Genomic DNA, 12287 nt, shown 5'->3' with positions numbered 1-12287 from the left:
ACTACTGCACGAATTAGGAAATGCACGAACTACGAAGTACTGACAAAGCGAGTTGTTCGTAGTTCGTAAAGTAGAAATCACTTTCCCAATTCCCTTAAAGATTTCCTGATGATGTGCAGATCATTTCCCACTTTATAATCTTTGGCATAAAGAAGATTCAGCCGTTCGCAGATCTCGCGTGTGCGCTGCTGTGCGGGAAGAACATCAGCCGGGTCGAGTACGCCTTTACGGATCTTCGGCAATAAAATATTTTCATTTGCAGAAGGAGCATAACCTACCCATGTTTTCATTCCGAAAAGAACGGAGAAAATATTTTTCAGGAATCCTCCGGGATTTTTTGCAAGCCATATCGTAAGCGGAAAAGTGGATAGGAACAAAAGAGAAATTCCGAAATCGATGACGCGTTTGTTGCGCCGGTTCACGGTTTTATTCACGGAGTTAATGTCAATCACGTAAAGATCTCCGGCCGTGTCAATGGAATTACTACCAATGATGGAAAGACTTTCAGGCGGAGCGATCTTGTAACTTACTTTCCTTGAATCACCGAGCTGCGACATGCGGTCGATGATCTGCTTTGCTTCGAGATCTTTTGCGCAGAAAATAACTTCATCAATTCCGTAAATGGTAACGATGTCGGTGAGTTGCCCGAATCTTCCGAGGAATGCGCTGTCTTTACTTTCTTCATCGTGTGAACTCACGAAGCCGGCGAAACTTATATTCGCAGAAGTTTGTCGTAGTAAATTACTTACGCGTTTGCATTCATCGATCGTTCCCACAATGGCAATGCGCTGCGATTGTCCGCGCTCGATGCGCATGGAACGAATAGGAGTGAGTGAAAATAAAAACCGCGAGAGAAATAAACTGGCGAGCGCCCAACCCGAACCGAAAAGAATGAGCGCTCTCGAGAAACGAAGATCTTCGGGCAGCAGCGCATACATGATGAGAATGGCGGCTGTGCCCACAAAAATTCCACGCGCAATTTTCAACACGCGTATCGGCTTGTCATAACCACCGCTGAAATAAACCGACGTGAGCCAGACGACCACGTACACCGGGAAAAAAATATTCACCACGTGAGAAGAATACGATCCGCCTGCAGTGAAACGGATGTTTGATTCGTAATATGATTTGATGAAATAGAGCCCGGTTAAAAGAACAGCAGCGTCAAAAGCAGGAAGCGCAATAGCGCGGATGAAGCGCGTGACTATGGCCGCGCCCGCGCGCAACCACACGGCGAAATTGATAAGAATGGAAAACAGCCGCGCATTTTTCTGCGAGAAATGTTTTTTTGCGAAGACGATCATCGCGCGGTAAAAAACAAATACATAATTCACTGTACTTTTCCTCGTCGATTCTCCTTTGTAGTGAATGATACGCGTGTCGTGGAAATAATAATTTTTGAATCCGGCGAGCAGAATGCGGTAAGAAAGATCAATGTCCTCGCCGTACATGAAATAATCCTCATCGAGTAATCCTGCTTTGTCGAGCGCTTTTTTTCGGAGCAGCATGAATGCGCCGGAAAGAATTTCAACTTTATTCGTCTGGTTGCGGTCGAGATAGCCGAGGTGATAGCGCCCGAATTTTTTTGAGCGTGGAAATAATTTCGCGAGTCCGCACATTTTGTAAAATGCAACTGCCGGTGTTGGCAACCCTCGTTTCGATTCCGGCAGAAAATTTCCTTTGCCGTCAATCATCTGTACGCCGAGCGCGCCTGCCTCCGCATGCGCATCCATGAACGCGATCACTTTTTCGAAAGTGGTTTCTTCCACGATGGTATCGGGATTCAGCAGGAGAATATATTCACCATTCGCTTTGCGTATGGCCTGGTTGTTCGCTTTAGAAAATCCGAAATTCTCTTTGTTCGGAATGAGATTCACTTCCGGAAATTTTTCACGCACCATCGGCACACTTCCATCCACCGAATTATTATCGACCACAAAAATCTCAGTCTCTACATTCTTCGCGGCACGGCGCACGCTGTGCAGGCATTGTTCAAGAAAATGCTCTACGTTGTAATTGACTATGACTACGGAAAGTTTCACCGCGGGGAAGAATGGACAAATTTAACGGAATGATGGTTTGCTCGTACGGAACATAATTGGTATGAAAATCCGGCATCGATCTCTTGTGTCATAGTGTCTTCGTGGCAAATTTGTTTTTTTTGCCACAAGGGCACAAGGCATGAAGGAAAAAGCGGGAGTGACATTGCGCAGGGAAAATAATTTTTCACGCTTATGGTGAACGGAAAATCTGAAATGAAATTGTGCTGCAGAAAAATTATTGCGAAGAAAAAGTCCGTTCGTAAGGAACACGGTTGGCAATGGAGCGTCCGAGTGTGATCTCGTCGGCATATTCCAGTTCATCGCCAATGGAAATTCCGCGTGCAATAGTGGAAACGGAGATGCGGAATTCTTTCAGCTTTTTATAAATGTAGAAATTGGTGGTATCGCCTTCCATGGTTGCGCCGAGCGCCATGATCACTTCGCGAACCTGGCCAGATTGCACTTTATGCACCAGCGAATCAATCTCAATATCATTCGGGCCGATTCCGTCCATAGGAGAAATGATGCCGCCGAGTACGTGATAAATTCCGTGATACTGGTTGGTGTTCTCGATGGCCATCACATCGCGGATATCTTCCACCACGCAAACTGTAGAATGATCGCGTTTTTCATTGGAGCAGATGTCGCAGGTGTCGCGGTCACTGAGATTGTGGCAGGAACGGCAATACTTAAGTTCTGCCTGTAATTTCAAAAAAGTATTCCCGAATTTTTTCATTTGCTCTTCATCCTGCCTCAGCAAATGCAGCACATAACGTAAAGCAGTTTTTCTTCCCACGCCGGGCAATTGCGCAAAAGCTTCAACGGCTTCTTCAATGAGTCTGGAAGGATAATGCATCATTTCGCGTAAAAGTAATTCCTTCCCCTGCCAGGTTTTACTGCATTAACACCCGATTTATCAAAACGGTTATCAACAAACGGCCGTTGGATTTTCTGATGGAGAATGGGAGAACTGCTGTGCCGATAGTTGTAATCTTGTAGCAGGGTACGAAAAACGAAAACTTTTTCCGGAACGTATTCGGAATTTCGTATTTCGTAACTTTTTCCCGAATTAATTCGGGATTTCATATTTCGTACTCCCTGATGCAACCAATAACTCTTTTACTATTCATTTCTGTTTACACGCTGATGCTTTTCGGCATTACGTGGATCACTTCGCGCGGTGCTAACAACGAAAGTTATTTTGTCGGCAATCGTTCCTCGAATTGGTTTCTTGTTGCGTACGGAATGATCGGCGCATCGCTTTCCGGTGTGACCTTCATGTCTGTTCCCGGCGATACCGGAAATTCTCACTTCTGGTATCTGCAGATCGTGTTCGGATATTTTGTGGGTTATTTCATCATCGCGTATGTGTTGCTGCCGATCTATTACCGGATGAAACTTACTTCCATTTATTCTTATCTCGGTGAACGGCTCGGAAAGGAAGCGCACAGGACCGGCGCATTTTTCTTTTTGCTTTCGCGCACGCTCGGGGCTGCATGCCGCATGTACATCGTGGTGCTTGTGTTACAGAAATTTGTTTTTGAGAACTGGAATATTCCATTTGCAGTCACCACCGCAATTTTCATTCTACTGATTCTCGCTTACACTTTCAAAGGCGGCGTGAAAACAATTGTGTGGACCGATTCGCTCCAAACTACTTTCATGCTGCTGTCGCTGGTGCTGAGTGTGATCCTCATTGCTTCGAAAATGAATATCGACATTCCGAAAATATTTTCACACATTTCAAAAAGTGTGAACGCATCTGTTTTCAATCTCGACTGGAAGTCGGGTTATTTTTTTCCGAAAGCATTTCTCGGCGGGATCTTCATTGCGGTGACCATGACGGGAATGGACCAGGAGATGATGCAGAAGAATATCAGTTGCCGCTCACTTCACGACGCGAAAAAAAATATGATCACGTTCAGTTTCGTGATGGTGCTTGTGAATATTATTTTTCTTTCGCTCGGGGTTTTGTTGTGGGAATACGCCGGAACGATGGACTGGAACAGCACGACGCACGTTGCCGACGCAGTGAAGAACGGAATGCTCCGAAGTGATGAACTTTATCCCCACATTGCCATTCATGCACTGGGAACAGTCTCCGGATTATTTTTCATCATCGGGCTTATTTCCGCAGCTTACCCGAGCGCAGATGGAGCGCTCACCGCATTGACGGCATCTTTCTGCATGGATTTTCTCGGATTCAGCGAAAAAAAATCTTCACGCACGGAGGAAGAAAAAATGAACACGAGAAAAAAAGTTCACCTCGCTTTTGCGGTATTGCTTTTCATTTCCATTCTCATCCTGAAAGCGGTGAGTGAACGCGCCATAATTGAGGTCATACTTTTCATTGCTTCCGTTACCTACGGCCCGCTGCTCGGATTATTTTCATTCGGAATTCTCACGAAAAGAAAAGTGAAAGGCATGGGTGTGATCATAGTTCCTGTACTTTCTGCAGCGCTTTGTTTCGTTGCGGGGCTTGCCACTAAACTTGATAAAGCAAATCATTTACTCGGAGGATATAAATTCGGGAATGAATTATTGATCATTAACGGCGCACTGGTATTCTTCGGCTTATTTCTCATTTCAGAAAAAAATAATCAGCACACATGAAACACGCACGCTCTTCTTCACTTCTTTACCTGCTCGAACGTACGTTGCGCCAGGCAAGGGGTTCTTTGCAGGGATCTTTCCGCGAAAAAAAACTCGATATCTCCGTCGATCAGTGGATCATTCTTTCGTTCATTGCAGAACATGATGCGCCCAGCCAGAGGATGATCGCGCAGGGAACGGCAAAAGATCCGGCGTCGGTGACACGTATCGTGGATATTCTCGAGAAGAAAAAATTCGCCCAACGTTCGGAAGTGAAAAGTGATAAGAGGCAGTTCAGGATCATGATCACGCCGTCCGGAAAAAAAATGATCACGCAATGCAGGATCTGTCTCGAAAAATTCAGAAAGAAAAGCGGGAAGGGAATTGTGCAGGCGGAACTCAATGACCAGGGAAAAATTCTCGACAGGATTTATTTCAATTGTGGCGGCAGATAGCTTAATTCCATTTGTTTTTCTTTGTGTCATTGTGCCCTGGTGGCGAAAAAACAGGATGCCATAAAGGCGCTAAGACTCAAAGCTGCGTTACAAAATTTCCAAATCCCGATAGGATCAAAATGAATTCAATTTCTTTTACACCGAATAGGTCGTACTTTTGCATTCACTTTTTCCAATGAGCCAAGGCGAGTCCACGCGGGTAAGCGCAGTTTATTTTTTTATTTTTTCCATCGTCATTCGTTGGTTTTACAATGCATTCGTATGGTTCCATCACGGATTTTCAGGGACACAGAAAGTAGTTCTTCATCTTCTGCTTGCTGCGGCATCGGTCATTCTCGGATGGATGGCGTTGCAACTTTTCAAAAAATCGCGCCCATCAGGAAGTAATCTCGGTTGCCTATTCATGTCTTTTCTTTACCTGAATGTGCTGGGAGGGATCGGCGCATTTTTCTTCGCGCTCGTACAATTCTTCGCTCAACAGGGAGGATCAGAAACATTATGGTTGCTCTGAAAAAAATGATGAGCTTCTTCTGGCCGCAAACTATTGTTACGGTCAAAGGAAAAATTTCCCCGCGATTGGACGTAGTATTCGAGAACGGGCAAAAAGTATTGAACGCAGGGCATGTGAATTATTCATTCGGAAATCTTCACACCGTTTTTCAGTTTGCAATGAAACAGGCGCGTGTAAAAGAGGATCCGCCACACAACATGCTCATTCTCGGATTCGGCGCCGGAAGTATTGCTTCCATTGTAAGGAATGAAATGAAAATAGATTTGAAGATCACCGGGGTAGAAGCCGATGAAGAAGTGATCCGCATAGCAGAAGAATTTTTCGGGATGAAAAATTTCCCAGGGCTTCAGCTTGTGTATGCGCGCGCGGAAGAATTCATTCAAACCGTTGCTGAAAAATTCGATCTCATTTGTGTCGATGTTTTTGTGGAAGGGATAGTTCCGGAAGAATGCAGGACAGATAAATTTCTTCTCGCTCTGAAAAGCGCTCTGAATTCGAATGGAAAAATTATTTTCAATGTAATGCCGCGCGAGAACAGGAGTGGGGGGGATGAACTGGCCGATCTGTTCGGAAAAGTTTTCCCGGCAAATAAAGTGGAAGAAATAAATCTTGGCAATTCACCGAACAGGATATTGATCGGGTTCAAAAACTGAATCAGCGTACAACAGAAAATTTCAATCGCAATTTTTTAAGTGTGCCGGATAGAGGAGCGCGGCCTTTAAGAAGATCGAAAAATTTCCATCCGGCAAATACCGCAACAAAAACAGGAAACGCATTGATGAGCAGTAAAGGGAGATCTATATTGATCATGCTCCCGGTGCGACAGAACAGGATAGCTACTGAAAGAAGCAATAACAGAGAAAATCTTGTCGGCCGTTTTTTCATTGGTAAAATAGTGATAAGCAGTAGCAGCAATGAAAAGATCACAGTCTCCTGCCAGTTTGCAAGCCCGCTGGAAATGAGCGGAACAAAAAGAAGCGGGATGATAACCATGCAGAAAAAAGTGGAAGGGCCGGGGAAGAAACTTCTTTTCTGCCACGCCAATCCGAAAGACAACCCTGCAATGAGAAAAAAGCTGACGAAAGGATCGAGGCACCAGTCAACGAGTTTACCGGAAAATCCTTCGTGAAATTCCACCACTTTGAAATGCTGTAAAGAAACATTAGCAAAAGCATTCATTTCTTCTGAAGAAGAATTCGCATTGACGGAAGAATTTGAAATGAAGTTTCCGGCAACAGTGTTCTCGTTTTTTTCATTGGAGTAGTGGCGATGCGTGGCTGCAATATCTTTTGGAATGGAAATTTTATTTTTCGGTTGAATATTATTTTTCCGATTCTTGTAAATACTGTCGCCGGCAGTAGAAATGAGTTTCGCCGCAGGTATTGCCTGGTCATTCACATAAACAAGAACCGGCCGGTCGAATTCCATTAGCTCATTCTTGATGTCCTGCGCAGAATTCATCGTCCCGGAAACACTGTTAATGCGAATCAGAACATACGCCGCATTCATATCATCAGCTTCATCGAGGGCTGCACGCGTCTGGTGAATTGCTTCCGGCCCTATCTCTGCAGGCATATCGAAAGTGACCACAATGTTGGAAGGTTGCGAAGAAACTGCATCGCCACCGCCTGAATTTTCATTCGCGTCAGTGATCTCGCATGGAAGCCCGATCGGAAGTTTTACTGTATTATCATTGGCTCCGTCGCCGATTCCTGTTCCTTTTCCCAATCCTGTTTTCACGCGCGGATCACGAGCGTATGCACTTGCATGCATGCATAACATCGCTAAAAGAAAAAGAATGGCGGCTCGGAAAATCTTCATTGGTAACACTAAAGTTACTAAAATATCTTTGAAAAATGAGTGCTGAGAAGTATGGAAAAATAAAATCCGCCGCGTTCCTATTGTATGCGATCCATTTATGCGGCTTTTATCATTCTTCTCCTTTCCGGTTTTTCATTGGCCACTGAAACCAATTCGTTTTTTTACAGGAATGATGGAAAGCTGAAAGCAGATACGACGCTGAAAATTTCCTCGTATCGTTTACATAAATGGATGAAAGTAGAGGACACGATCGTCAAAACGTTTTCAAAAAATATTCAGTATCCGCTGATGTTAAAGGAAAATGGTATACAGGGGAAATTAATTGTTTCGTTCGATGTCGATGACAGTTCGAACTTCAGCAACATCACCTGGGAAAAAGATACAGCGCAACATTACCTGAAATTGTTTTTCATGGAAATAAAGCGAGGTATAAGTTTACAATCCGGCCGTTATTTCTCAATGGGATTTAAAGCCGCGCCGGGAAAAAAAGAACACTATTTCATTCCGTTTGCATTTGCCTTCCATGCCGATTACAAATTAAAAGGAACTGAAAATTACCTGGAAATAATTACTGAACCCGAAAAACAACCCGAACCTTTTGAGGAAAATGAAATGATTCGAATGGAATAAAAGCTCCCTGTGAATTTTCGAATCATTGAATATCAAATCACATTTCTTTCAGCACAAGATCCGCCGCTTCTTCGCCGGTAAGACTTCCGAGCGCAACGCCCATTCCGCCCATGCGCACCGCGCAATACACGTGATCGGAAATTTTTTTCACAATCGGATTTTTTTTCGCGCCTATACCCATTGTTCCCGACCAGCGCAGGTCCACTTTAAAATCAATTCCGGGAAGGATCATTGTTTTTAAAACTTCATCGAGGCGATTCTGAATTTGAGCAGTGAGTGCGTGATCGGTCGTATTTTCTCCTGTGAAATCGAGATTTCTTCCTCCGCCGAAAAGTACGCGGTCATTCACATTGCGGAAATAATAATAGCCCTTGTCGTAATGAAAAGTTCCTTTTAGTTTCAGTCCGTGCACGGGATGCGTGATAAGCACCTGCGCACGCGCGGGCTCCACATCTTCTGCCGGTAAAAGTTTTTTCGCAAAACCATTCACACAAATGAGAAATCGTTTTGCGCGGATATCATATTCCTGATCGGTGTGGAGCAGAACCCCTTTCTCATCCGTCTCAAATCTTTTTATCCCGATCCCGTTGATGATCTTCACGCCCAGAGATTTTACTTTTGCAATGAGCGCTTCCATCATTCTCCCGGTGTCTATCTGTCCTTCGGCCGGAATCCGGATCAGGTGTTTTACATTTCCCAAACCAAATTCGCGGATCTTCTCGTCGGCAATAAGAAATGACTTTTCCTGAGCAGTAATTTTTTTCAGGCGCGAATTGAAATAAGTAAGATGATCCTCGCATTCTTTGTAGGTTTCATCATTCGTAAAAACTTCATAGCCGCCAAAATTCTCGAAGCGCATCGCCTCATCGCCGATATTTTCTCTAAGCCGCTGCAAACCAAGAAATCTTTTTTCTACCAATGAAAAAACGTCTTCTTCGGGCATGCGCGCAAGATCGTCAATGAGTTCACTCGGACTTCCGAAGCAGGCAAACCCGGCATTTTTTGTACTGGCTCCCGACGGAAGCGCGCCCCGTTCTGCCACAAGAATATTCAGCGAAGGATTTTTTTTCTTCAGGTACAACGCCGAATTCAATCCCACAATTCCGCTGCCGGCGATCACGATGTCGATGCTGGAATAATAACGGTCCTTTTCCCAGAAACTGAGCTGCGTTTGCATGGAATGAATTAACTTTCAGAAATAATTCACGGTAAAAGTAATGATGTAAATGAGATTCTGATGAGAAAGGTTTTTCTGTTGTTTTTCACTCTTGTTTTTGCTTTCGGAGAAAAATCATTTGCCGGAAATCATTTTGTTTTATTTCCTGACACCACAAAAAAAAGTCAGGTTATTCCCGAAAATTATAATGACCTCATAAAAAAAGCTGATGATGCATTTGCCAATTACAATTGGAATACCGCAATATATTATTACCAACAGGCGCACCAGTTAAAACCCGGTGAAAAATATCCAATGGACAAAATTGCCTATTGTGAAAAAGTTGTTGCTGACTCGACAGAAATGGCGAATGCAGCCAATAATTATCGTTCTAATTTAAATAAGGGCGATTCCTGTTTCAAGACGAAAAACTGGGAAGCGGCAAAAAAATATTACCAACAAGATGATTTTGAAGCGAACGCCGATCCTTATCCGAAAGTCATGATAAAATTCTGCAATGATAAATTGGCAGAAGTTCCGGAGACCAGTGCAAAAAATCATAAAGAAGAATATAATTACTTCATTAAGCAAGGCGATGAATGTTATACCTCTTCCGATTGGGAAAATGCACTTCGTTATTATCAACTGGCACATTCTGTTTTTCCCAATGAAAAGTATCCTAAAGATCAGATGGGAATGTGCGAAAGTAAAATGGGCTACCCCCGCACTAAACAAGATTAGCCGATGGCACCTTCCGTTCTTTCTAAAGGGCATCTCTTAACTCTCAGTTCTCCTTTCTCAGTTCTCGGTTCTAATTCTGGCACAGAAAATGCCTGTTTAAGTTGCATACCCTGTTGAAATCACTATTGGGTAAATCAGGATTTTTCAACGATATTTGAAGCGCTTAAAAACACCTCTATTTCCGCACATGAAGGGAACCGGCCCGGGTAGCGTCCTTGCACGCTTCATTATTTTTTTCTCACTGGCGATTCTGCCGGGTTTTCTTCACGCGCAGGCGCCACCGCCCGAAGCAGTGGACTGGCATTTGACTTTTGTGGGACACGTTACAGAATTTGATGAAGTAAAAGGAAAAGATGTAGCACTTGTCGGAGCCGTTGTAAATGTTTATGCGGGATCAACACTCGTCGCTTCACCAACTATTTCCTCTAATGGAAAATTCAAAGTAGATACACCACCGAACAGCGATTACATCCTGACGATCACAAAATCGGGCTATATCACAAAAAAAATTGAGATCAATACTTACAATGTTCCCCAAGTGAGAACAGAAGGCGCGTTTGGTGAGTATGATGTGGAGATTGAGCTTTTCAAAATGTATCCCGGATTGGATTATTCCTGTCTCGATCAGCCCATAGCGAGAATAGTTTATAATCCTGCACCTGATGTGGACGATTTTGATTACGATAAAGTTTATCTCGCAAAAGTGCAGGCCTGCATTGATAATCTCAAACGCCTTGCCGACGAAGCGAAGAAGAGACAGAAATTATATGATGATGCAATTGCACGAGCTGATAAAGCTTTCTCTGCAAAAGACTGGGAGGGCGCAAAAGCAACTTACAATGAAGCGCTCGGAATTATTGCTACTGAACAATATCCGAAAGACCAGATCGCGAAATGCGATGATGAATTGAACAAGCAGGGTGCTGACAAGAAAAAATATGATGATGCGATTGCAGCCGCCGATGCTTTGTTCAAGTCCGGTGATTTTACCGGAGCGAAAACAAAATACCAGGAAGCTTCGGGAATGAAACCTGCTGAGCAATACCCGAAAGACCAGATCGCGAAATGTGATGTGGAACTTGGCAAACTAGCCGATAAGAAAAAATACGATGATCTCATTTCTCAGGCCGATGCAAAATTTGCAGCGACAGATTTTACCGGCGCTAAAGGAATTTATCAACAGGCGTCGGTAATGAGGAGTACGGAACAATACCCGAAAGACCAGATCGCAAAATGTGATGCAGAAATAAATAAATCGGTCATTGACAAAAAATACAACGATGCGATCGCTGCTGCTGATGCACTTTTCAAATCTTCCGATTGGACAGGCGCCAAAACAAAATACACCGAAGCGTCAGGAATTAAACCTGCAGAGCAATATCCGAAAGACCAGATCGCATTGTGTGATGCGAACATTGCGAAAGCAGGAGCCGATAAAAAATACAATGATCTAATTGCGCAGGCCGACGCAAAATTCAAAGCGAGCGATTGGGCCGGAGCAAAAACAATTTACCAGCAGGCGAGTGATCTGAAAAATACGGAGCAGTATCCGAAAGACCAGATGAAGTTGTGCGATGCGGCATTGGCAAAAGTTGATCTCGATAAAAAATACAATGATGCGATAGCCGCTGCTGATGCATTATTTAAAACTTCGGATTGGGCCGGTGCGAAAGCAAAATATTTGGAAGCGTCGGGGCTAAAGACAGCGGAACAATATCCAAAGGATCAGATAAAACTTTGCGATGCGAATCTTGCTAAAGAGGGCCTTGATAAAAAATACAACGACCTGATCGCGCAAGCCGACACAAAATTTAAAGCGAGCGATTGGGCGGGAGCGAAAACAATTTACCAGCAGGCGAGTGCGGTGAAGAGTGATGTACAGTATCCGAAAGACCAGATTGCGATCTGCGATAAAAATATTCAGGCGGCGAAAGACAAACCTTACAACGATCTTATTGCGCAGGCCGATGACAAATTCAAAGCAAACGATTGGGCCGGAGCAAAAACTTTGTACACGCAGGCAAGCGCGATGAAGGCAACGGAACAATATCCAAAAGACCAGATAAAAATTTGTGATGCGAATCTTGCGAAAGCCGGCGTCGATAAAAAATACAACGACCTGATCGCGCAGGCGGATGAAAAATTCAAAGCGAGCGATTGGGCTGGAGCGAAAACAATTTACCAGCAGGCAAGCGCGGTGAAGAGTGATGTGCAGTATCCGAAAGACCAGATCGCAAAATGTGATGCAAATGCATTGGCCGACATTGATAAAAAATACAAAGATGCACTTGCAGCCGCTGATGGCTTATTCAAAACTTCCGATTGGGAAAACGCAAAAG

At 44.0% G+C, this 12287-nt stretch carries 11 protein-coding genes; 7 read left to right on the top strand and 4 right to left on the bottom strand.

Annotated features, from left to right (window positions below; all coding sequences use genetic code 11):
* Positions 1 to 77: 77 nt before the first annotated feature.
* A complete protein-coding gene (locus tag HY064_11195) occupies positions 78 to 2042 on the bottom strand; it encodes a glycosyltransferase (GenBank protein MBI3511220.1) in 1965 nt (654 codons plus the stop codon).
* A gap of 235 nt (positions 2043 to 2277) precedes the next feature.
* Complete coding sequence (gene recR, locus HY064_11190; GenBank protein MBI3511219.1) at positions 2278 to 2901, bottom strand: recombination protein RecR; 624 nt, start codon at positions 2899 to 2901, stop codon at positions 2278 to 2280.
* A gap of 242 nt (positions 2902 to 3143) precedes the next feature.
* Here recR and HY064_11185 point away from each other — a divergent pair, with 242 nt between their 5' ends.
* The 4 genes from HY064_11185 to HY064_11170 all read left to right on the top strand — a co-directional run bounded on the left by HY064_11185 (position 3144) and on the right by HY064_11170 (position 6253).
* The gene (locus HY064_11185) at positions 3144 to 4655 is read left to right on the top strand and encodes a sodium:solute symporter (GenBank protein MBI3511218.1); all 1512 of its coding nucleotides are present in this window, start codon (positions 3144 to 3146) and stop codon (positions 4653 to 4655) included.
* Positions 4652 to 5089, top strand: coding sequence for a MarR family transcriptional regulator (locus tag HY064_11180; protein ID MBI3511217.1), 438 nt, complete (start codon positions 4652 to 4654; stop codon positions 5087 to 5089). Before HY064_11185 ends, HY064_11180 begins: the two co-directional genes overlap by 4 nt.
* A 175-nt stretch (positions 5090 to 5264) precedes the next feature.
* Entirely contained in the window at positions 5265 to 5600 is a 336-nt protein-coding gene (locus HY064_11175) for a hypothetical protein (GenBank protein MBI3511216.1), read from the top strand.
* An 8-nt stretch (positions 5601 to 5608) separates the two neighbouring features.
* A complete protein-coding gene (locus HY064_11170; protein ID MBI3511215.1) occupies positions 5609 to 6253 on the top strand; it encodes a hypothetical protein in 645 nt (214 codons plus the stop codon).
* A 1-nt stretch (position 6254) separates the two neighbouring features.
* Here the strand turns inward: HY064_11170 and HY064_11165 are convergent, their stop codons facing one another.
* On the bottom strand, positions 6255 to 7421 hold the full coding sequence (locus tag HY064_11165) for a hypothetical protein (GenBank protein MBI3511214.1): 1167 nt from the start codon (positions 7419 to 7421) through the stop codon (positions 6255 to 6257).
* Between the two features lie 84 nt (positions 7422 to 7505).
* Between HY064_11165 and HY064_11160 the strand changes: the two genes are divergently transcribed.
* Positions 7506 to 8051 carry a hypothetical protein gene (locus tag HY064_11160; GenBank protein MBI3511213.1) on the top strand — a complete coding sequence of 182 codons (546 nt, stop codon included), beginning with the start codon at positions 7506 to 7508 and terminating at the stop codon, positions 8049 to 8051.
* Between the two features lie 37 nt (positions 8052 to 8088).
* On the opposite strand, the gene HY064_11155 is transcribed toward HY064_11160, so the two are convergent.
* On the bottom strand, positions 8089 to 9228 hold the full coding sequence (locus HY064_11155) for an FAD-binding oxidoreductase (protein ID MBI3511212.1): 1140 nt from the start codon (positions 9226 to 9228) through the stop codon (positions 8089 to 8091).
* Between the two features lie 60 nt (positions 9229 to 9288).
* Here HY064_11155 and HY064_11150 point away from each other — a divergent pair, with 60 nt between their 5' ends.
* Together HY064_11150 and HY064_11145 are read left to right on the top strand one after the other, a co-directional pair.
* Entirely contained in the window at positions 9289 to 9948 is a 660-nt protein-coding gene (locus HY064_11150; protein MBI3511211.1) for a hypothetical protein, read from the top strand.
* Positions 9949 to 10135: 187 nt separating this feature from the next.
* Positions 10136 to 12287, top strand: a 2152-nt coding sequence (locus HY064_11145) for a hypothetical protein (GenBank protein MBI3511210.1), incomplete at its 3' end; no start/stop codon positions are given.

It is taken from the genome of Bacteroidota bacterium, assembly GCA_016194975.1.
Taxonomy (GTDB): Bacteria; Bacteroidota; Bacteroidia; order Palsa-965; family Palsa-965.
The sequence above is the reverse complement of the archived record's forward strand: the minus strand, read 5'-3'. Positions and strand labels throughout refer to the sequence as shown.